The organism is Halothiobacillus sp. DCM-1 (genome assembly GCF_045689735.1).
GTDB lineage: Bacteria > Pseudomonadota > Gammaproteobacteria > Halothiobacillales > Halothiobacillaceae > Halothiobacillus.
Genome location: NZ_CP142685.1, coordinates 2068226 through 2089964, shown reverse-complemented (window position 1 = coordinate 2089964; position 21739 = coordinate 2068226). Strand labels below are relative to the sequence as shown.

At 57.0% G+C, this 21739-nt stretch carries 19 protein-coding genes, 1 tRNA gene and 1 pseudogene; 13 read left to right on the top strand and 8 right to left on the bottom strand.

Going from position 1 to position 21739, the window contains the following annotated elements; all coding sequences use genetic code 11:
• The first annotated feature begins 257 nt into the window (after nt 1-257).
• The 8 genes and pseudogenes from rpmH to VOI35_RS09715 all read left to right on the top strand — a co-directional run bounded on the left by rpmH (nt 258) and on the right by VOI35_RS09715 (nt 6358).
• Nucleotides 258-392, top strand: a complete 135-nt coding sequence (gene rpmH / locus VOI35_RS09750; RefSeq protein ID WP_407275855.1) for a 50S ribosomal protein L34 — start codon at nt 258-260, stop codon at nt 390-392.
• Nucleotides 352-792, top strand: coding sequence for a ribonuclease P protein component (rnpA, locus tag VOI35_RS09745; protein WP_407275854.1), 441 nt, complete (start codon nt 352-354; stop codon nt 790-792). The genes rpmH and rnpA overlap by 41 nt, the downstream gene beginning before the upstream one ends.
• Nucleotides 774-983, top strand: a pseudogene (gene yidD, locus VOI35_RS09740) (membrane protein insertion efficiency factor YidD); the annotation flags it as partial. The gene rnpA and the pseudogene yidD, both read left to right, overlap by 19 nt.
• Nucleotides 984-1160: 177 nt before the next feature.
• On the top strand, nt 1161-2864 hold the full coding sequence (yidC, locus tag VOI35_RS09735; RefSeq protein ID WP_407275853.1) for a membrane protein insertase YidC: 1704 nt from the start codon (nt 1161-1163) through the stop codon (nt 2862-2864).
• Nucleotides 2865-2871: 7 nt separating this feature from the next.
• The gene (gene mnmE, locus VOI35_RS09730; RefSeq protein WP_407275852.1) at nt 2872-4209 is read left to right on the top strand and encodes a tRNA uridine-5-carboxymethylaminomethyl(34) synthesis GTPase MnmE; all 1338 of its coding nucleotides are present in this window, start codon (nt 2872-2874) and stop codon (nt 4207-4209) included.
• Nucleotides 4210-4505: 296 nt separating this feature from the next.
• Nucleotides 4506-5246, top strand: coding sequence for a carboxy-S-adenosyl-L-methionine synthase CmoA (cmoA, locus tag VOI35_RS09725; RefSeq protein ID WP_407275851.1), 741 nt, complete (start codon nt 4506-4508; stop codon nt 5244-5246).
• Nucleotides 5243-6244: a tRNA 5-methoxyuridine(34)/uridine 5-oxyacetic acid(34) synthase CmoB gene (cmoB, locus tag VOI35_RS09720; protein ID WP_407275850.1), complete on the top strand. Its 1002-nt coding sequence runs from the start codon at nt 5243-5245 to the stop codon at nt 6242-6244. The genes cmoA and cmoB overlap by 4 nt, the downstream gene beginning before the upstream one ends.
• A gap of 40 nt (nt 6245-6284) precedes the next feature.
• A tRNA-Met gene (locus VOI35_RS09715) sits at nt 6285-6358 on the top strand.
• Between the two features lie 79 nt (nt 6359-6437).
• On the opposite strand, the gene VOI35_RS09710 is transcribed toward VOI35_RS09715, so the two are convergent.
• The 4 genes from VOI35_RS09710 to VOI35_RS09695 are packed head-to-tail and all read right to left on the bottom strand — an operon-like array spanning nt 6438 to nt 12485.
• On the bottom strand, nt 6438-6998 hold the full coding sequence (locus VOI35_RS09710) for a thioredoxin family protein (protein ID WP_407275849.1): 561 nt from the start codon (nt 6996-6998) through the stop codon (nt 6438-6440).
• Nucleotides 6999-7018: 20 nt separating this feature from the next.
• On the bottom strand, nt 7019-10105 hold the full coding sequence (locus tag VOI35_RS09705; protein WP_407276829.1) for an efflux RND transporter permease subunit: 3087 nt from the start codon (nt 10103-10105) through the stop codon (nt 7019-7021).
• Entirely contained in the window at nt 10105-11235 is a 1131-nt protein-coding gene (locus VOI35_RS09700; protein ID WP_407275848.1) for an efflux RND transporter periplasmic adaptor subunit, read from the bottom strand. Before VOI35_RS09700 ends, VOI35_RS09705 begins: the two co-directional genes overlap by 1 nt.
• Nucleotides 11232-12485 carry a TolC family protein gene (locus VOI35_RS09695; protein WP_407275847.1) on the bottom strand — a complete coding sequence of 418 codons (1254 nt, stop codon included), beginning with the start codon at nt 12483-12485 and terminating at the stop codon, nt 11232-11234. Before VOI35_RS09695 ends, VOI35_RS09700 begins: the two co-directional genes overlap by 4 nt.
• 155 nt (nt 12486-12640) lie before the next feature.
• On the opposite strand from VOI35_RS09695, the gene VOI35_RS09690 reads away from it, so the two are divergent.
• From VOI35_RS09690 to glnA, 3 genes are all read left to right on the top strand, one after another.
• Nucleotides 12641-13387: a response regulator gene (locus tag VOI35_RS09690; protein ID WP_407275846.1), complete on the top strand. Its 747-nt coding sequence runs from the start codon at nt 12641-12643 to the stop codon at nt 13385-13387.
• Nucleotides 13384-14790 (top strand): sensor histidine kinase, encoded by a 1407-nt coding sequence (locus VOI35_RS09685; RefSeq protein WP_407275845.1) that lies wholly within the window; start codon nt 13384-13386, stop codon nt 14788-14790. The genes VOI35_RS09690 and VOI35_RS09685 overlap by 4 nt, the downstream gene beginning before the upstream one ends.
• A 254-nt stretch (nt 14791-15044) precedes the next feature.
• Entirely contained in the window at nt 15045-16454 is a 1410-nt protein-coding gene (glnA, locus tag VOI35_RS09680) for a glutamate--ammonia ligase (protein ID WP_407275844.1), read from the top strand.
• A 192-nt stretch (nt 16455-16646) separates the two neighbouring features.
• Here glnA and VOI35_RS09675 read toward each other — a convergent pair whose 3' ends face one another.
• From VOI35_RS09675 to VOI35_RS09665, 3 genes are all read right to left on the bottom strand, one after another.
• On the bottom strand, nt 16647-16838 hold the full coding sequence (locus VOI35_RS09675; RefSeq protein ID WP_407275843.1) for a hypothetical protein: 192 nt from the start codon (nt 16836-16838) through the stop codon (nt 16647-16649).
• A gap of 78 nt (nt 16839-16916) precedes the next feature.
• Nucleotides 16917-18050, bottom strand: coding sequence for a cytochrome d ubiquinol oxidase subunit II (cydB, locus tag VOI35_RS09670; protein WP_407275842.1), 1134 nt, complete (start codon nt 18048-18050; stop codon nt 16917-16919).
• A 1-nt stretch (nt 18051) separates the two neighbouring features.
• Entirely contained in the window at nt 18052-19707 is a 1656-nt protein-coding gene (locus VOI35_RS09665; RefSeq protein WP_407275841.1) for a cytochrome ubiquinol oxidase subunit I, read from the bottom strand.
• Nucleotides 19708-20008: 301 nt separating this feature from the next.
• On the opposite strand from VOI35_RS09665, the gene VOI35_RS09660 reads away from it, so the two are divergent.
• Entirely contained in the window at nt 20009-20326 is a 318-nt protein-coding gene (locus VOI35_RS09660; RefSeq protein ID WP_407275840.1) for a DUF3817 domain-containing protein, read from the top strand.
• Nucleotides 20327-20362: 36 nt separating this feature from the next.
• On the opposite strand, the gene VOI35_RS09655 is transcribed toward VOI35_RS09660, so the two are convergent.
• Nucleotides 20363-20647, bottom strand: a complete 285-nt coding sequence (locus VOI35_RS09655; protein ID WP_407275839.1) for an acyltransferase family protein — start codon at nt 20645-20647, stop codon at nt 20363-20365.
• Between the two features lie 516 nt (nt 20648-21163).
• On the opposite strand from VOI35_RS09655, the gene VOI35_RS09650 reads away from it, so the two are divergent.
• On the top strand, nt 21164-21718 hold the full coding sequence (locus VOI35_RS09650; protein WP_407275838.1) for a peroxiredoxin: 555 nt from the start codon (nt 21164-21166) through the stop codon (nt 21716-21718).
• Nucleotides 21719-21739 lie beyond the last annotated feature (21 nt).

The following is a 21739-nucleotide window of genomic DNA, read 5'->3' as shown; positions in this document are numbered from 1 at the left end:
AGACCGACGAATACACCAAGAAAACGGCAAAGCAGTGTACCACTACATCCACTCTATCCGAGGAACAGCCCCCGATCCACTGGGGTGGTGCTGCGATGAACACGGAGCAATCCATTGACATTGCGTACAAATTCCTGTGTAATTCACGGCCTTTTCGCACGCGAAGGCCAATATTTTGGTTGGCCCGCTGTGCAGGGTTGTTGCGGCGCGCATCAACCCGAGATCGTCGTATCTTTATAGATTTTCAGGAAATTTTCATGAAAAGAACCTATCAACCCAGCGAAATTCATCGTCAACGCACGCACGGTTTTCGTGCGCGCATGAAAACCCGCGGCGGCCGCGCAGTGATTAATGCCCGTCGGGCGCGTGGTCGTAAGCGCCTGGCTGTCTGATTGCCGCACTCGGTTACCGGGGATGCTGGCTAAGCCCTCATCCTCGTTCGCTTTTCCACGCTCGGCTCGACTCACAATAGCCACTGAATTTCAGCGGGTTTTGCGTCATGGTCGGCGGATTCATGTCGATGAGTTAATGGCCGTGGTACACCGCAGTGACACGGCCGCGCCGCGTTTGGGTTTGGCCATCGTCAAGCGACATGTACGCCGAGCGCATGAGCGGAACCGGATCAAACGCATCGCCCGCGAATATTTTCGGCATCAGCAAGCGCTACTCCCACCGGTGGACTGTGTGTTGATGGTCAAGCCTGGCGCGGACGGATTAAGCAACGACGAACTCCGTCAGCGCATGGAATCCCTCTTTCAGTTGGTCATTCGCCGATGCTCCGCCGGTTGCTGATTGCGATTGTCCGAGGCTATCAGCTGTTCATCAGCCCATGGCTCCCGCCTTCCTGTCGATTCGAACCGACCTGCTCGAATTATGCGATCGAGGCCATTGCCCGACATGGCGCACTTCGTGGCGGCTGGCTCGCACTGCGTCGTCTGGGACGCTGTCATCCCTTTTGTTCGGGCGGTTATGATCCGGTTCCAGGAACAGACTCATGCGACCGTCACACCAACCCGTTACACTGCGATTGCGGTGCTGAGCCAACCCACACGAGCTTGCCGGTTCGGGCGGAACTTTCGGCACCTGAGACTATCAATCCGCACGCGACCCCTCCGCCGGAATCGCACGCGCCTACAGATACTAAAACTTGAGTTAACAAGATGGATAATCGTCGCCTGATTCTCGTGGTTGCCCTTGGGTTTGTTCTCATTCTGCTTTGGCAAGCATGGACTCAAGATCAGCTCGGTAAATCAGCATCGGTGCCAGCGAGTCAAACAAATAACAGCGCCACCGAAAGCGCCGTGCCGAGCGCCAAAGATTTACCTGGAACCGCCCCAACCTCCAGCAGCGTGCCCGAGGGCAGTGCCGCCACACCACAGGCTGACCAGTCCGCAACCACGCATCAGGTCATCACTGTGGAAACGGATGTGCTCAAACTTAAAATCAGCACACGGGGTGGCGTCATTACCGAGGCGGATTTACTCAAATATCCGCAAGAACTGGATAAAGCCGAGCCGGTACGCCTGCTGACCGATCAAAATGGCTTCGTCTATATCGCACAATCCGGCCTGTTGGCTGACAAAGGCGAAGTGGCACCCGATCATCATGCCCTTTATCAGGCCGCTTCATCCGATTACCGCCTCGCACCCGGCGCAAATAGCCTGAGCATCCCGCTCACCTGGGAAGAAAACGGGATTCGCGTAACGAAAACCATCGTGCTTCACCGCGGCAGCTATGCCCTGCAGGTTGAATACAACATTCAAAACAACAGCCCGGCTCCTTACTCAGTGGCGCAGTATCGACAACTGACCCGTCTGGGCTCCACGCCCGGAACCCAACTGGTTCATACCTATACCGGCACGGTGTATGCCGGCGATGTGCCGGGCAGTAAAGATCGACTTGCCTATGAAAAAATTCCTTTCGAGGAAATTGCGAAATCCAAACTATCCAAAGACCTGAGCAATGGCTGGGTTGCGATTATTCAGCATTACTTCCTCACCGCCTGGACACCCGATGATCGCAACCAGGTCAATCATTTTTATACGCTCGTCACCAACCAGAACAACCAAGTTTTATACAGTATCGGCATGACTTCCCCGATGCGCTCTATCGCGCCCGGCAAGACCGAAGAGATGGGATCAACGCTGTATGTCGGCCCAAAAATTCAATCGAATCTCACCCCCCTCGCGCAAGGGCTGAATCTGACCATTGATTATGGGATTTTCACGGTGATCGCCGACCCCATTTTCTGGTTACTCAAACATTTCCACGAATGGGTCGGCAACTGGGGTTGGTCGATCGTTCTGGTGACGCTGGTCATCAAGTTGCTCTTTCTCTGGCCTTCAGCCATCAGCTATCGGTCGATGGCCAAAATGCGTGCCGTCACACCCAAGATGCAGCAACTCAAGGAGCGTTTTGGCGATGATCGTCAAAAACTCTCTCAAGAAATGATGAAGTTGTATCAAAAGGAAAAGATCAACCCGCTGGGCGGCTGCCTGCCGATTGTGATTCAGATTCCGGTGTTTATCTCGTTGTACTGGGTTCTTGCCGAATCCGTCGAATTGCGTCAGGCGCCATGGATTCTCTGGATTCATGATCTGTCGCAAAAAGATCCCTACTTTGTCTTACCTTTGCTAATGGGCATTTCGATGTTCATCCAGCAAAAGTTGAACCCGGCACCCGTTGACCCCATGCAACAGAAAATCTTTGCTTGGCTGCCGGTCATTTTCACGGTGTTTTTCGCGTTTTTCCCGGCTGGTTTAGTGTTGTACTGGTTCGTCAACAACCTGCTGTCCATCGTTCAGCAATACCTGATCACCCGGCAAATCGAGCGGCAGATGACGCAGGCCAAAGCCATCGAATAAATCACCCATGTCCCCAAGCGCCGACACAATTGCCGCCATTGCCACGGCACCCGGTCGCGGCGGGGTGGGCATCATCCGCATTTCAGGCCCCCGAGCCAAAGAAATCGCCGAAGCTATCACGGCGCAACTGCCTCCCGAGCGGTACGCGCGACATACCGTCTTTCGTGACCCGGACACAAAGGCAATTCTGGATGATGGCCTGCTGATTTTCTTCAAAGGCCCCCATTCCTACACGGGCGAAGATGTGGTCGAACTACAGGGGCATGGCGGCTCCGCCGTGCTCGATCTTGTATTACACGCCTGCCTGCGCCAAGGCGCACGCCTTGCTCGACCCGGTGAATTCACCGAACGGGCATTTCTGAATGGTCGAATCGATTTAACCCAGGCAGAAGCCGTCGCAGATTTGATCGACGCCAACCATGCCTCGGCAGCACAAGCGGCGCAACGCGCATTACAAGGCCAATTTGGTCAGCGCATTCAAACCATTGTTGATGACCTGATTCAATTGCGTGTCTACATCGAATCCGCGTTAGATTTTGCCGAAGAAGACATCGATTTTTTAGCGGATCAACAGCTCGTCGAGCGGATACAAGCCCTGATCCAGCAAATCAACCGCCTCGAAACAGAAACCGCCCAAGGCGTTCTGATACGCGATGGCTTGACGATCGCCATCATCGGTGCACCCAACGCGGGCAAATCCAGCCTGCTGAATCGGCTCACCGGGGAAGATCTCGCCATCGTCACCTCGATTGCGGGTACGACGCGCGATGTATTGCGTGCCGCCATCCATCTCGATGGATTACCGCTTCACTTGGTAGATACCGCCGGGTTACGCCAAAGTAATGATCCCATTGAGCAGGAAGGCATTCGCCGCGCGCACCAAGAAATCCAAAACGCACAGGCCATTCTGTGGCTGCAAGATGACCATGATCCGAATCCCGCCGCGTTACCAGAATTACCCGCATCAACACCGGTTTTGCATATTCGCAGCAAAATTGATCTGACCGGTCGGAAACCGGGATTCGATGCTGAACAACAAATCTACGCCCTCAGTGCCAAAACCGGCATGGGTATCGATTCCCTCAAAGACGCGTTAAAGCAGCTCGTGGGATACACGCCCACAGAAGGCGGGCAATTTCTTGCCCGTCGACGCCACCTGGATGCCATCCAGGAAGCAAAAGCCGAATTACAAGCAGCACGCACAACCTTACAACAACAGCATGCCGGTGAACTTTGTGCCGAAGCACTGCGCTACGCGCAAAACGCCTTGGAACGCATTACCGGACGCTTCACCAGCGATGACCTACTTGGCGAAATTTTCAGCAAATTTTGCATTGGAAAATGAATCAACAAAAGGAGTGAATACTTGCCTACAGAACGCCAGAAAAGCTGTGGATAACATTCACCAAAAAATTTTTCCACAATTCTACCCAGGTTTTACACCATCCATGCACTCACCAGACCCTAAGAAACATTGGGACAACCTAATGAAAATTAAACGGTTTTAACAATTACCCACTTGTAAACACCCATCAAATTCATCAACATCAAAGAAAAAAACACTAAGTAATATTATAGAAGACAAGCAGCACAGGCCTAACAAAACCAGATCACCCCCCCCAAAGAGAACCTAGTCAACCCATGAACCAGCACGATCGGTTGTATGACAATCCAGAGCCACCAGAACCGTTCTGTTTCAACGAAGCAGTAGCGACCGTTTTTCCCAACATGATTCAACGCTCAGTGCCAGGCTACTCATTCTGTTTAACTCAAATCAAACAAATCGCATTATCCTATAGTCAACCGAATAGCACTATTTTCGACTTAGGTTGCTCGCTGGGTGCAATTACACTCAGCCTTCGGGAAGGAATTATTCAATCGGGTCATGCGTCAAGCATCAAAATTCAGGCCATTGACTCTTCTCCCGCCATGATTCAACGGGCAAAAGAAAATATTTCAGCTTTTTCTCCTACAGTCGCAATAGAGCTACACTGCGAAGATATTATAAAAACATCCATTGAAAACGCTTCTATTGTCGTTCTAGCCTATACCCTACAATTTATTGAACTAAATAAAAGGAAAGAATTATTAAGGAAAATATTTCTTGGTCTGAAAGATCAAGGCGTATTTATTCTTATAGAAAAAACACATGAAGCAGATAACCAAATCCAGAACCTTGTGACAAATCTTCATCACGAATTCAAACGCAATAATGGATATTCGGAACTTGAAATTGCTCAAAAAAGACAAGCATTAGAAAATGTTTTAATCACAGAAACCTGTGCCGATCATGAACAGCGTATGAGAGAAGTTGGTTTTAAGCATTACACGATTTTTGCCAAACATCTCGCATTCACTTTTTGGATTGCTATAAAAGCATGATAAAAAATTTCGACATCGATCGGGTTTTTAATGATTTTATCCATACCCAAAATGGGTCTGAAAAAGAATGGTATTCTTGGTGTTTGCAGCAAGAAACCCATCATAAAAATATTAAACATGGTCAATGGTCAGTATGGAAGAACAACTTGGATCGATTGCCAGAGACAACGGAACGAAATCAAGTAATTTTAAATAAAAGATTTGTCTCTGTTGACAACAAAATGGAAGGAGAAAATTTCAATTCTTTTTTAAGAGACACTCTTGAACATTTCATTCCTTGGAGAAAAGGGCCCTATTTACTGAATGGTGTGGAAATCGATAGCGAATGGCGCTCGGATCTGAAGTGGGATCGACTCAATAATAAAATTCAACCCTTATTGAATCGGCGAGTGTTAGATGTTGGTACAGGAAATGGATACCATCTATGGAGGATGTTAGGCGACGGGGCAAAAGTTGCCGTTGGCGTTGAGCCAACCATACTCTCTGTTGCCCAATTTCATGCAGTAGCTCGATTGATTGGAAATTATCCGATCTGGATTATTCCGAATACCTTGGAAAAAATAGATAGGCGACCATTATTTGATACCGTCTTTTCAATGGGTGTTTTGTATCATCGCCGCAATCCGCTGGCACATTTACAAGAACTCGCAGAATGTCTTAGACCCGGTGGGGAATTAGTACTTGAAACCCTCATTGTAGAAGGAGATACCTCAACTTGCCTTGTTCCTTCGGATCGCTATGCAGGTATGCGCAATGTTTGGTTCATCCCGAGCATCGCGATGTTGCTCCTTTGGTTAAGCCGCCTGGGGTATGTCAATGTGCGAATGGTTTCCTGTGAAACCACCACGCCGGAAGAGCAGCGGCAGACCTATTGGTTAGGTGAGAAACCTTCCTTGCGTGATGTACTTGACTCTCAGAACCCAAATCAAACGATTGAAGGCTATCCATCACCCCGTCGGGCAATCATCCTTGCGGAAAAGTCATGGTCTTCTGGTTGACAGGTATCTGGCGGCCGTGTATAGTCTCGTTCCCTGAAAAGGCTATATAGCTCAGTCGGTTAGAGCACAGCACTCATAATGCTGGGGTCGGTGGTTCGAGTCCACCTATAGCCACAAAAATTTCTAAATCATTTAAACTAAAAACCCGCTTTCGCGGGTTTTTTAATTGGCTTTTATTTTTTAAAAATCATCCCTAATTTAGGGACGGTCCATCTTTACGACCATCGCATTTGGCTGGATCGGGATTTTTTGCACAAGCGGTTGCTAGATTGACATCCTGAGTGAGGTAATAGCCATAATAATCGTATGCGGTTCCCTGAATGGAGGTAATTCTGGATCCATCGGGTGCAATGAATAGAATATAGGGCACGCCCCGGACATTTAGTTGATTTGCCAGATATTCGTAACCATGCGGTTTCCCATCGAGGCCGATATATGTTCGATCGCTATCGATCATGACCCGACGAATCAACAAACGGCCTTGAAATTCTGGATCAAGGCGCATGGGAATCAGGAAATTGTCGTCAACTTTTTGGCAATAACCGCAATAGGTGGCATGAAAGAAGAGCAACATGGGGATCTTTTTTTCCTGCATGGCCGCGAGATCTGCCGGCAGGTTACTGAGATGATCTACGAAAGCGACTTTGCCGACGCGTTCTGGTGTGTCGGGGGGGCTGGCCGCGAAACTATTGACCCAGCTCAGGTTGACGATAATCAGACCGATCACGCCGAATAGTTTGAATGTGTATTTCATAGATGCCCCATTTTGTTCTATCAACGATTTATAGCATGATTTTTCTGGCTTCGTTGGCCAAATCGTTGATAAAGAATCGGCAACAGAATCAAGGTGAGGATGGTTGAGCTCACCAGACCGCCGATGACGACAATCGCTAGGGGTTTCTGGATTTCTGATCCGGGACCTGAAGCAAACAGCAAGGGAATTAAGCCAAAGGCAGCGATGGAGGCGGTCATCATGACTGGGCGGAGTCGTCGCATTGCGCCGCGGTAGACGACCTCGGCCAGCGTCATTCCTGTGGCGGCAAGCTGGTTGAAATAGGAAACCAGGACGAGCCCATTCAGGACGGCAATGCCCAATAAGGCAATAAATCCCACGGACGCAGGGACGGAAAGATATTCGCCCGTAAAATACAGGGCGAATACGCCGCCGACTAAGGCGAAAGGGATGTTCGCAAACACCAGTAATGCCTGGCGAATCGAGCCGAAGGTTGTGAATAACAGGACAAAAATCAGTCCCAACGCGATTGGTACCACGAGGCTTAGTCGCTTGGCGGCGCGTTGCTGATTTTCGAATTCACCCCCCCATTCCAGCCGGTATCCCATGGGCAAGGTAATTTCCCGGGCGATCGTCTGCCTGGCTTCGGTCACGAAATCCGTGAGTGCTCGGCCACTGACATTGACCCGCACCACGGCGAATCGCGAACCCATTTCGCGCGTGACGAAGACCGGGCCACTGGTACGGCTTAATTCGGCCAGATTGTTCAGGGGTTGTACTGTGCCGTTGGGCAGAGCGATGGGCAGATCGCGCAGCGCCTGCGGGTTGTCTGTCAGTTGATCTGCCCGAACCAGAATGGGGGTGCGCGCGTTCCCTTCTTGCACGATCCCCGCCGTTTGTCCGGAAATTTGCGCCCGCAGAATGTCCTCCAGTTGTGCCACGGTCAACCCATTGCGGGCGGCGGCGGCCTGGTGAATTTTCAGATTGAGAAACAGTACGCCGTCGTTGTCCGTGGTGGCGACATCTTCTGCGCCGGGAATTTTTTCGATGTGGCTCTTGATTTGTTCCGTCAATGCATTGAGTTCACCAAGATCCGAGCCGAATACTTTGATGGCCACATCACCCCGGGCGCCCGTGAGCATTTCCGATACCCGCATTTCAATCGGCTGGGTAAAGCTAACATTGAATCCCGGCAGGGTGCTCAGCGTTTGCCGGATCGCATCCTGAATGTCGTTCAGGGATTTGCCCTGCCATTGATCGAGGGGCTTGAGGATGATGAAGGTATCGGTATCGTTCAATCCCATCGGATCCAGCCCAAGCTCATCGGATCCAGTCCGCGCCACGATCTGCTCAATCTGCGGCACTTGCTGCATCAGGGTTTTTTGTATCGCGCTGTTCAATTTCACGGTGGCGCTGAGGGTGGTTGAAGGTAGATTTTCTACCTGCATGACCAGCGTGCCCTCATTCAAACGCGGCATGAATGTTTTGCCGATTTGAGTGTAGAGCCCGGCTGCTACTACGAGTAGGGCGAGCGCCAGGGCAAACACGAATTTGGGATGCGCGAGGGCGCGTTTGAGCGCGGGCGAGTAGACGCGGTGCAGTTGGCGAACCAGCCAGGGTTCGTGATCGGTCACACGACCGAGGAGCAAGGAAGCCACAACGGGAATCAGTGTCAGGGAAAGCAGCAAAGAAGCGCCCAGCGCGAATACGATGGTGAGCGCCACCGGGGCGAAGAGTTTGCCTTCCAGACCTTGCAAGGAGAGCAGGGGCAGGAATACCAGCATGATGATCAGGATGCCGGACACCACGGGGCCGGCCACTTCCTGAACGCCGCGCAGCAGAAGCTGCTGCCGACTGCGTAACGGATGCCGCTCGGCCTTCGCCAGATGTTCGACCAGATTTTCAACCACCACGACGGCGGCATCCACCAGCATGCCAATCGCGATGGCCAGTCCACCGAGGCTCATCAGATTGGCCGTCAGGCCAAATTGACGCATCAGGATAAAGGTGATCAGAGCAGACATCGGCAGCGCGATCGCCACCGCCAGGGCTGCACGAAGATTGCCCAGAAACAGAATCAGCAGCACCAGCACCAGGATGACCGCCTCGGCCAGCGCCTTGCTGACGGTATGAACGGCGGTATTCACCAAATCGGCGCGGTTGTAGAACACTTGGATTTTTAGATCCGGCGGCAAACTGGGCGCCAGTTCAGCCAAGCGCTGCTGTACCCCATCCACCACCGCGCGGGCATTGGCACCCCTTAGGGTCAGCACCAGACCCTCTACCGTTTCCCCTTGTCCATTGCGGGTGACTGCGCCCAAGCGGGTGATGGCACCTACGCGCACCTCGGCGAGTTGTTTGAGCGCAATGGGTTGGCCGCCGCGCTCGGCAACGACTAACGCCTGCAAGTCATCAATCGACTGGATTCGCCCCTCGGCGCGCACGAGCCATGCTTCTTCGCCGATATCGAGGCGGCCTGCCCCGTCGTTCTGGTTGTTTTCTTCGATGGCGCGCAGCAAATCTGCGGGCGTCAATTGCAGCGCCGCGAGCTTGGCGGGATCGGGAATCACTTCGAAACTGCGGACGAATCCCCCGAGGCTGTTCACATCCGCCACTCCTTTGACGGTGCGAAGAGCCGGTCGAATCACCCAATCGAGCAGGCTGCGGCGTTCGGCCAGAGAGAGCGTTGGGCTTTCCAGCGTGAACATGAAGGCCTCGCCTAAGGGCGTGGTGATCGGCGCGACACCGCCGGTCACGCCCGCGGGTAAATCTCGACGCACATCGGCCAGCGCCTCGTTCACCTGCTGGCGAGCCCAGTAAATATCGGTGCCTTCCGCAAAATCGAGGGTGATGACCGCAATGCCATACTTAGAGGTCGAGCGCAGCATGGTTTGATTGGGAATCCCGAGTAGTGCCGTTTCCAGCGGCGCCGTGATCCGGGTTTCGATTTCTGTCGGCGTGACGCCGGGCGCTTTGAGGATGATCTGTACCTGCGTGGGCGAAATATCCGGATACGCGTCGATCGGCAGTTGCACGAACGACATCCAGCCGAAGCCGCCTACGAGCAGGGCGAACAGAATGACCAGCAGCCGTTGGCTGAGCGCGAGTTTGATCAATCGACGAATCATCATTCTGCGCCCATGCCCAATTGGATGGCTTTCAGGCGATTGGCACCGGCGACGACGAGCTGGTCTCCGGGCTTAAAATCACCCGACGCAAAGGCCACGCCGTCACCGTTGGCCTGGATGCGGATCTCGATGGCCAGGAAATCTTCCCCGCGTGCCACGAACACCTGCGCCGTATCGCCGCGCGTACTCAGGGCGCGCACCGGAATCGCATAGGTGGGCTGGGTGACGGGCGTCCAGAGTGTGGCGGTGAGGCGCTGACCCGGTCGCAGGGCGGCGCAGGGTTCGGCCGGTTCGGCGCGCAAGGTGACGAGCTGGCTGTCGGCGGCGACCGTGGCATCGATACTGCGTAACGGGGCGGCGGGGCAGCCGGGGATCCGCAGGGTCACGCCTTCGCGCGGGCTGGGGAGTTGCGCGACTGGCAGAGCGAGTAACCACCATTGCCCTGCGGTGTTCAGCGCCAGCAAGGGGGTGCCCTGACTGACGCGGCTGCCGGGTTGAACCAGATGCTGCACGATCACGCCATCAGCGGGGGCGGTCAGGGTCAGTTGCGCGGGCGCGGATGGATTGCCCGGTTCACCCGTGGCGAGCTTCAGTTCTGTTTGCGCCGCCTGATGCGCGGCGCGGGCAGCGTTGGCCTCGGCCTCGGTCGCCTGCCAGCGTTTTTGGGCAATCAACCCGTCGGCCAATAGCTGCCGATCGCGAGCCAGCGTCTGTTCGGCCTGGCGCAGCCGGGCGGCCGTCATCTGGGCATTGGCTTGCAGCGCCGCGAGTTGCGGGCTGTCCAGCCGGATCAGCGCCGTGCCTTTACTGACAGCCTGACCGACTGGCGGCAGGGGCTGGTTGAGGCTGCCCTCCACGGGCGCGCTCACGATCACCCGACTATCGGCACTGCTGCCCGCCGCAATGGTGGCCAAACCCGAGGCGAGAGGAATTGCCTCCACGGCCTGCAGCGGCTCGGTGGTCACGGCGAGATGGGGGCGCATGGCGGCCGGAATCGAGACCACGGTCGCTGTCGGTTCCGTGGCAAAGGACGAGGTCGCCATCGCCCAGCCCAGCAGGCACAGCCATAAGCCGGTTGCCGGTTGCCGGGCGCGCGAAGATCGATGCGGTGGAGTGAAGCTCTGGTTCATGGCTGGGTTCCGGTTTGGCTCAGAGAGGGGGGCATCAGCCCATACGCTTGTTTGAGTTGGCTGGCATCCCGCGCCGCGAGGAGTCTGGCCTCACTCGCCGCGAGCCGGGCTTCTGCAGCGTCGCGCTCATAGACCAGCCAGCTCGTGCCATCGATTTCACCGAGTTGGTGGGCGCGCGCCTGTTTGCGCAGGACGGCCTCGGCCAGCGCTGCGCGTTGTTCGAGCAGCGCGATCCGGTTCGGCCAGGCCGCCAGACGGGCGCGCAGGTCGAGAATGTCGCCCCAAAGGGTTTGCGTGGTCTGAACCAGACTGATGTGCGCGGCGGTTCGCTGTTGGTTCAAGCTGGCGAGTTGCGGTGCGCGGTACGCTTCGCCGCCGATCGGCAGGCTGAAACTGAGCTGGACGCTGTTATCCCAAGGGACCTGCCGATCGCTGCGGTCGCGCTTGAGGGCGATGCCCAATTCGGGTGCGCCCGCGCCTTCTGCCCGGGTGGCTGCAAGCGTTGCCCGCGCCAGTTCGACCTGTTCCGCCAGATGCGCGAGCAAAGGCTGTTGTTGAATCAAGCCATTGGCATCGGTGAGTTGCGTCAGCGCATCGGGTATGGGGGTTTGCCCCAGATCGGCGGGCAATTCGTTCAGCCCGGTCATATTGTGCCAGCGGGCGCGCATGGCATCGGTCTGGGCTTGCTCGGTAGCGAGATTGGCCGTCGCCTCAAGCACCCGAACGCGCAGCAGGTCGGCGTCGAGGGCGGCGGTTTCCCCGCGGCGCACGGCGCGCTCGGTGGCTTGCAGTTGTTGTTGTAACTGCGTGTGCCGGTTTTGCGCCATCAGCAGGCGGTTTTGTGCCAGCCGATAATCCCAGGCGAGTGTGCGTAACTGGCCGAGCAACGCGAGCTGGGCTGCCTGTGCACGGCTGTGGGCATCCAGTTCGGTTTGTCGCGCAAGTTCGACCCAGGCTTGGGTTTGTCCGGCGCGGCGCAAGGGCAGCCGAATGCCGAGCTGCATTTCTCCGGCGCCTTGCTGGCTCAGAGTTTGATCCGAACGATACAGGCTCTCGACCGTGGGCGCGCCGGCCAGCCAACCCTGCGCGCGCTGGGTTTCCGCCTGACTGCGCTCGGCATCGGCCTGCGTTTGGGCGGTGAGCATTTGTCGCTCGCTGGCCGCGCGCAACACGGTGGGCCAGTCGAGCGCAGGAGGAGCCGCCTGCACAGGCGCACCGATGAGCCAAAGCATGAAAATCAGCCGTTGCATGGGAGAACCGCCGGGAGACTACGAATGGTCCGCCATTACATGCGCGAGACATGGCGCGGGTGTTTCGCCGGTGTTACAAGTTGTTACCGCGCGCGGATCGGCGATTGACGCGCGGGCGATGCCCGCCGACACTTTGCCGGACAACGGGGGTGGGGATGGGCGAGTCACGCATTTTGCTGGTGGATGATGATCCGGGGATTCAGACCCTGCTGGCGCGGTATCTGCGGGAACAAGGCTTTGCGGTCGAGGTGGCCGCCGATGCCCGGGGCTTGGACGAAAAATTGGCCGATGGCTTGGCGCAGAGCCACCCGGTGGATCTGATCGTGCTCGATCTCATGCTGCCCGGCGAAGATGGCCTGTCGATTCTGCGGCGACTGGATCCGGCCACGCGCCCGCCGGTGATCATGCTCTCCGCGCAGGGCGATGAGGTGGATCGAATCGTGGGGCTGGAACTCGGGGCGGATGATTATTTGCCCAAGCCCTTCAATCCTCGGGAACTCGTCGCCCGCATCAAAGCCGTGTTGCGTCGCCGAGCCGCGGATACCGCCCTCGGCTCGGCGGTACCGGAATCCGGCACGCGGATTGGGGATTTCTGGCTCGATACCGCGCAGCATCAGGCGTTTTTACGGGATAAGCCGTTGGATTTGACCCACGGCGAGTGGCAGCTTCTGGCCTTCTTTTTGAGCAAGCCCAACCGCGTGATTCACCGTGACCTGATTATGGATGCGCTCAAAGGTTACGAGCGCGGGGCGTTCGACCGCAGCATCGATGTGCGCGTCACGCGGCTGCGGCGCAAAATCGAAGACAACCCCGCTGAGCCACGGTACCTGATCACCGTCTGGGGCGAGGGCTATTTGTTCGTGCCGAAGGGGCGGGCGACACCCGCAGAGGCGGCACCGTGAGGCGACCCCGCTGGAGTCTGTTTTCCAGCACGGCGCTGGCGCTGGTGGGCAGTGTCGGAACGGTACTGCTGATTGCGCTGGGCGCGGTCACCTGGTTGGTCACCGTGCCGATGGCGCAGCGTTCGGCGCAGGATTTGGCCGGGTTGATCGTCCTCTCGGCACAGACCTGGGTAGATACACCGCCTTCGGCGCGGGCGGATTTTGCCCAGATACTGGCGCAGGAAGATGGCATCCGCCTGGAGGCCGTCCCGCAATTGAGCCGACTGCACAGTACCCGCCTGCCCTATGTACGGTTTTTGCACGATGCGCTGGCTCGGCGGGTGACGAACTGCCCGCCGGATACGATCGATCCCGCGACGGGCGAATGTGTGTATATCGGCGAACGCGCACAGGGCGCAGGGTACTGGCTGGAACTGCCGGTGGCCGGGCAGATACTCCGGTTTGAATTTTCGCGCCAGCGGGTGGGCTATCAGGTGCCGATCCTGTTGGGGATCATTCTGATTGGCGGCATGTCGCTCACCCTGCTGATTGCGCTGCTCGTCACCCGGCAACTCACCCGACCGATCACGCAACTGGTTGAAAAGCTGCCGCAGAGCTTGCCGGAACAGCCCTTGCCTTTGACGGGGCCGATGGAAACCCGCTTGCTGATCGATGCGGTCAATCAACGCACCGGCCAGGTGCGGCAACTGCAAGAGCAGCGCACGGTGCTGCTAGCCGGCATTTCGCACGATGTGCGCACCCCGCTGACCCGCCTGACGCTCAGCCTCGCTTTGGCTGAAGACAGTCTGGAGCCGACGCTATTCCAGCAAATGCAGGGCGATATCGAACAGATTCATCGCCTGACCGACGAAGTGCTGCAAATCGCCCGAGGGGCGGCGCAAAGCCGTAAGGAATCCGGCATCTGGCGGGACTGGTTATCCGCCTGGCTGGAACAGACGCGCGCGCGGGGTATTGCCATCACCTGTGAAACGCTCCCGCCGGCCGATCAAGCGTCGTTCTATCTCGCCACCGACAGCCTTCGCCGCATCCTCGACAACCTCACCGAGAACGCGGTGCGTTACGGTCGCGCGCCCTATGTGCTGCGTTGTTTGCGCCGTGATGACGCGCAGGTGTTGTGCATCGAAGATCACGGTGCCGGATTGTCCCGGGCAGAAATCGAACAACTGCGTCAGCCGTTTGCCCGCAAAGATGCCGCGCGCACCGGGGTGACAGGCTATGGCCTTGGGTTGAGTTTGGCGAATGCGCTGGCGGAAGCGCAGGGCTGGCGGCTCCGGCTCACCCCCGGGTTCGAGCATCCGTTTGTCGCGCCGGACGAACGGCCCAGCGGCTTGGTCGCCTGCTTGATCGTGCCGATCGCTAGCGCACCAAAATCGCTCAATGCCTCAGCAAATGCGCGATATTAGTGCGAAGCAAGTGGTGCGCGCACGCGGCGCCTCGGGTTTCTTGACGGCGTGATAGCAAGTAACACCCTGATAAATCAAGGGCTGATCGCGTGTCGTGCGGAATTTGTCCCCCTGCCCTATTTTGGGCATGAAAACTGCTTGATTGTTCTCTGGTTGCGCTGCGTCGCATTTGGTTCGATGATGCGCGTTGCCTTGCTCAGGAACGGGTCAAAGATTGCCCGTGCGCTTGATTTTACTGCCCATTGGAGGAATTCATGTCCGTCAGCTCTGCGATGAAATTAATGGAAGAAAACGGCGTCAAGTTCGTCGATTTCCGCTTTACCGATACCCGTGGCAAACAGCAGCATGTCACTTACCCGGCTGCGCGTGTCGATGAAGACAGCTTTGAAAATGGCATCATGTTCGACGGTTCGTCGATTGCAGGTTGGAAAGGCATCAACGCCTCCGACATGATCCTGATGCCCGACGCCAGCACGGCGGTGATGGATCCGTTCTCCGAAGAGCCGACGATGATTCTGGTCTGTGATGTCATCGAGCCGGACACCATGCAGGGTTATACCCGCGATCCGCGCTCTGTGGCCAAGCGTGCCGAAGCCTATATCAAAGCCTCTGGTCTGGCGGATGTGGCCTACTTCGGCCCGGAAAACGAATTCTTCGTGTTTGACGATGTCCGTTGGGGCAACGAAATGTCGGGCTCGTTCGTCAAGTTCGATTCCACCGAGGCGGCGTGGAATACGGCGAAAGAGTATGAAGGCGGCAACATGGGGCATCGCCCCGGCGTCAAGGGGGGCTACTTCCCGGTGCCGCCGGTTGACTCGCTGCATGACCTGCGTCAAACCATGTGTCTCGTGCTTGAAGACATGGGGCAGACCGTGGAAGTGCATCACCATGAAGTGGCCACGGCCGGCCAATGTGAAATCGGCGTTGCCTTCAACACGCTGGTGAAGAAAGCCGACGAAGTGCAAACGCTGAAGTATGTGCTGCACAATGTGGCGCACAGCTATGGCAAAACCCTGACCTTCATGCCGAAACCCATGTATGGCGATAACGGCTCAGGCATGCATGTGCATCAGTCCATGGGCAAAGATGGCAAGAACCTGTTCTCCGGCGATCAGTATGCCGGCCTGTCGGAAATGGCGCTGTACTACATCGGCGGGATCATCAAGCACGCGCATGCGCTGAATGCGTTCTGCAACCCCTCCACCAACAGCTACAAGCGTCTGGTGCCGCATTTCGAGGCGCCGGTCAAACTGGCGTATTCTGCGCGTAACCGTTCCGCGTCCATCCGGATTCCGTTTGTTTCCAACCCGAAAGCCCGCCGTATCGAACTGCGCTTCCCGGATTCCACGGCGAACCCGTATCTGGCGTTCTCCGCCATGCTGATGGCGGGTATCGACGGGATCGTGAACAAGATTCACCCGGGCGAAGCGGCCAGCAAAAACCTGTACGACCTGCCGCCGGAAGAAGAGAAAAACATTCCGGAAGTCGCGTTCTCATTGGATGCCGCGCTGGATGCGTTGGATGCCGACCGCGAATTCCTCAAACGCGGTGATGTGTTCTCCGACGATCTGATCGATGCGTACCTGGAGCTCAAACGGGGCGAAGTGCAAACCGTTCGGATGCGCCCGCACCCGATGGAATTCGAGCTGTACTACAGCCTGTAATCGACAAGACCTGGCCGGGGCAACGCTCTGGCGGGTTTCGCGATAGAAAAAAGCCCGGCACTGCCGGGCTTTTTGTTGTGCGGGCGCGGATGCCCCGTATCGCTTGGGGAATCGCGGATCAACGGCTTGTGTCGTTGCCGCGTTGGGGCAACCCTGCCCCAAATGGGCGGCGGGGAATGATTCAGCGCCTCTTTAGCGGGCTTTCAGCGATTCTTCTTCCTGTTTATCAAACAGTACCCCGGCAGCGGCGGAAGTCAGAATCAAAAAGCCGGTGCCGATGATCCAGGCGAAATACCAAGGGGCTGCATCCCCGAGCACAATCGCCAGCGCGATCAGAATCATTGCCAATAAAAAGAAAATCGCGAACCAGATCAGAAGTTTCATGGGATGTATCTCCAATGAGGCGCAGTTTGCGCCTGCGGGTGGGGGCGGCCGCCCATCGGCCGCCGTTGCGACCTCGAATCAATACGCATGGGGGTCATGCTCGATCTTGTGGCTATCGACCTTGCCGCGCATCACATAAAACGCCCAACTGGTGTACCAAAGAATCAGCGGCACAAACACGGCAGAGAAGCCGGTCATCCACAGCAGGGTGGTCTGGCTCGAGATGCTGTTCCAGATGGTCAGACTTTGATCGGGATTTGAGGACGAGGGCATCAGGAACGGGAACAGGCTGATGGCCGTGGCGCCTAACACTCCGACCCAAGCAAAGACCCCCATCCACCACGCGATGGCTGGGCGGTTGGCGCGCAGCAACAGACCGCCGAGCAGCATGCCCGCGAATCCGAGGATCGGCACCACCCAAAGCAGCGGCTGCGCGCGGTAGTTCGCTAACAGGCCGCCGACATCGCGGGTCACGGTTTGCGTCAGGGGCGTTTGTGCGAGCGCCGGATCGACCGAATGCGTCAGGGTGAACCCTTGCAGGGTGGAAATCCAGACCCCGCCAATCGCGAACAGGGCGATGGCGACGAAGGCGGCAAGGCTACCGACCTTGCGGGCGCGTTCGGCCAGCACACCGTCGGTTTTGATCGCGATCATGTTGGCGCCCATGAACATCGCCAGCGACAGGGAAAGCACCCCCGCCAGAATCGCCAACGGATTGAACAGGCTGAGGAAGCTGCCGGTGTAGTAGGAGCGCAGATCCCAATCGAAGTGGAAGGGAACGCCTTGCAGCATATTGCCCATTGCCGCGCCGTAGATAATCATCGGCAGGGCTCCTGAAATCAGGAAGACCCAGTCAGCCGTGTTGCGCCAGGCGGCGGAAGAAATCTTCGAACGGTATTCGAAGGCCAGTGGCCGCATGATCATGCTCCACAACAGCAACAGCATCACCACATACAGGCCGGAAAACGCGGTGGCGTAGATCAGCGGGAAGGCCGCGAAAATCGCGCCGCCGCCGAGGATGAACCACACCTGGTTGCCGTCCCAGTGTGGGCCGATGGCGTTGAGCATGGTGCGCCGCTCCAGATCGGTTTTGCCGATGACGCGCAGCAGCGCGCCCACGCCCATGTCCATGCCGACCATCACGGCGAGTCCGAGCAACAGCACGCCCAGCAGCAGCCACCACAACAGTTTCAGTCCGAAATACAGTTCCATGTCACACCTCTTGATTGGCGGTTGTGTGGATTGGTGCCTTGGCATGGACGGGCGCCGGGCTGCCGCCCAAGGTAGCGCCGCCCAGAATCGAGCCGCCTAGGCTGCCGGCGGTGGGTTGGGCGTTGTGGTCGTGTTGATCCGGCCCCTGTTTGATGGCGCGAACCATGAGATACATCTCGATCAGGATGAAGATGCTGTACAAGCTGACAAAGCCGATCAGCGAGAACACCATGTATTGCACACTGTGGCTGGAGGCGGACATCCAGGTCGGCAGCAGGTTATACACGGTCCAGGGCTGACGGCCGAGTTCCGCGGTCAGCCAGCCCATCTCGCAGGCGATGAACGGCACCGGAATCAGCCAGAGCGAGAACCGCAGAAACAACGGATGTTTCTCGACCTCGTTCCGCAGCGAATAAATCATCGCCAGAATGAAGAACGCCAGCATCAGGAACGCCACCCCCACCATGATGCGGAACACCCAGTAAATGGCGAACACATCGGGGATGGTGTCCTGCGCGGCTTTGGCGATATCGGCCTCGGTCGCCTTGCTCACATCCTGATCCGGCGCGTAGCGCTTGACCAGAAAGCCATAGCCCAGGTCATCCTTGTGGGCATTGAACTGCGCCAACGCGGCGGCATCGTTCGGATTCGCTGAAAGCAGTTTCAGCGCCTCCACGGCCGGAATCCCGTTTTTGATGCGCTGGGCATTGTGCGCGATCAGCTCTTTGATGCCGGGGATTTCTTCATCCAGCGTATGCGTCAGCAGCGGCGTGAGCAGATAGGGAATTTGTAGCGCCCAGGTATTTTCCTGCTTGGCCTGATCCGGCCAGGCCATCAAGTTGAAGGGCGCGGGGGCTTTTTCGGTGTCCCACATCGCTTCCATTGCGGCAATCTTGGCCGGTTGGGCGTGGGCGCCGATAAAGCCGAGCGCATCACCGAGCGTAATCACGCCGATCGTCGAGAGCACGCCGAAGATGGTTGCCATGCGGAACGAGCGCCGCGCCAGTTCCAGATGTCGTTTTTTCAGCAGGTAAAACGCGCTAACCCCGGCGACGAAAATCGCCGCGGTCACATAACCGGCGATACTGGTGTGCACGAATTTCGCCTGCGCATCGTGGCTGAAAATCAGCGCGGAGAAACTTTCCAGCTCCATGCGCATGGTGATCGGGTTGAACACCGCGCCCTGCGGATCCTGCATGAAGCCATTGGCGACCAGAATCCACAAAGCGGAAAGGTTCGAACCCAAGGCGACGAGGTAGGTCACGACCAGATGCTGCCCGCGCGACAGGCGATCCCAGCCGAAAATCATCAGGCCGATCATGGTGGATTCCATGAAGAACGCCATCAGCCCTTCCACCGCCAGTGGCGCGCCGAAGATGTCGCCCACAAAGCCCGAGTAAAACGACCAGTTGGTGCCGAACTCGAACTCCATGGTCAGGCCGGTGGCCACGCCGAGGGCGAAATTGATCAGCAGCAGCTTGCCCCAGAACTGCGTCATCTCCTTGTAAATCGGCTTGCCGGTGACGACATACACCGTTTCCAGCGCGGCCAAAAATACGGTGAGCCCCAGGGTGAGGGGGACGAAGAGAAAATGGTAAAGCGCGGTAGCGGCGAACTGCCAGCGCGAGAGTTCGACGACGGTATCGTTGATCATCATCAGCCTCCTTGGGCGTATTTGTGTGATCGATCGGCGGGCGGTGGCGGTGGGATTTACGGCTTGACCGCCCGGTTAGGCAGGGGTGTCATGCTACGCCCGCCAAGATAACGAGGATATTTCTATGCCGGATAAAATGATTAGGGGGTGCAGGGTTTGTTGCGGGAAAACCACGGGAATACGGCGGAGTTTTTGTGGAAATTGGCCGAGGATTTGCATTGATTTAGTGCAGCGAAAGACTCGGGTATTGGCGCCGTTGCCCGTTTATGTATAATAAATTGTTATTTAATAACTGGTAATTTTTATGATTGAGCGTCGTCATCTGCTGCGTCATTTGAGTTTTCTCACCTTGCTGGAAGGCGGCTCGCTGATTGCGCTGGTCTTGATCGCCGTGCCGCTCAAATACCTTTGGGCGGCACCGCTGGCCGTCAAAATCATCGGGCCCATCCATGGGGCATTTTTTATCTGGACAGTGCTCACCCTCGCTCTAGCCGCCGCCCGTCGCGCCCTGCCGCTGGGCAAGGCGGGGCTCGTATTTCTCGCCGCGCTGGTTCCATTTGGCGGCTTGTGGTCGCATCGCCTGATCGACCGTGAACGCGCCAAGCTGCCGAGCAACGATTGACGGGATCGCCGGGGGTGTTTTCTGGCTCGGGATGGGTCAGTTTTGTGCGGGTACTGGGCAGCCGGCTGCGTGACCTTTGAGCCGGCGTACATAGAAATTCAGCGCATCAAACCGGCGGGTCTGGAACACTTCGTTGGTAATCAAGCCGGTGATGAGATAACCGGACAGCACGAAAAACACATCCACGCCGACATAGCCGCCAGCAAAACCGACCAGCTGCGCGTGATCGGCCACAACCAGCAGGATGGCGAAGGCACGCAGCGCCTGAAGATCCGGGCGGTAGCCGGGGGTGGCAATCGGGGCTTGCTTGTGTTGGGCCATCGGGCGCTTATTCCTTGGTGAGTACCGAGCGAGCGCCGGGCGAGAGTCAGTATGCTGCGGGCGCATGGGCGGGCATGGTGACACAGGCACCGTCAATCGGCGAGGGGATTGGAAGTGCCCGTCGGTGCAGGCTTTGCTCACCCGCATTTTCTCCGGTCGCTGGCAAAGCGGCGGTATATGGCCTATACCCGATGCGCGCCGCTGAGTTGCGTGACAAACCACAGGGCGCTGGCCGGCTCGATGATGTGATGGTCGTGGCCGCTCGTTCAGGTTGTTACGCGGTTTAGCAGGCCGTTGAAAAACTCTTTTCAGCGGCCTGCTAAGGCAAGCCACGGATGGCTTGCACGAAGAGCAATTATGTTCACTGATTGATCTTCGGAGGCCGTCGCGACGAGCCGAGTTGAAAAAGGGCGGGAAAGCCCATTTTCAACATCCTGTTAGGGTCAGGGCGGTATCGTTTGTGCGGCGTCTGGCCGTTGGTTCGGGGTCTACTTTTCGCGAACGGAGGGTGTGAAGATGCGTGTTTTCTCTGCGTGTTGGTTGAGTCGTGGGTTCCTGCCACTGTGTGCAGTGATGTTGAGTGTTGGGCAGCCGGCCGCCGCCGCGCCGCTGGAAGCGGGGCAGGCAGCGCCCGCATTTACCTTGCTCAATCAGGCGGGGCAGCCGGTCTCGCTTTCGGCGTACCGGGGCAAGTGGCTGGTGCTGTATTTTTATCCGAAGGACTTTACCTCCGGCTGCACGACCGAGGCGCAGAGCTTTCGTGATGCGGTGCCCAGTATCGAGGCGATGGGTGTGTCCGTGGTCGGCATCAGCGAAGATAGCGTGGCAAGCCATGCGGCTTTCGAAAAAGCCTACAACCTGAATTACACCCTGTTGGCCGATGAAAATGGCAAGGTCGCAGCGGCTTATGATTCGTTATATGACCTGTTCGGTCTCGCAAAAATAGCCAAGCGGCATACTTTTATCATTGATCCCCAAGGGAAAATTGCCGCCCGCTTTCTGGATGTCGATCCGGCACAAAACCCGCAGCAAGTCATCACCACGCTGAAGCGCCTGATGGCGTCCCGCTAGCAGCCTGTCGTGCGTGATCCG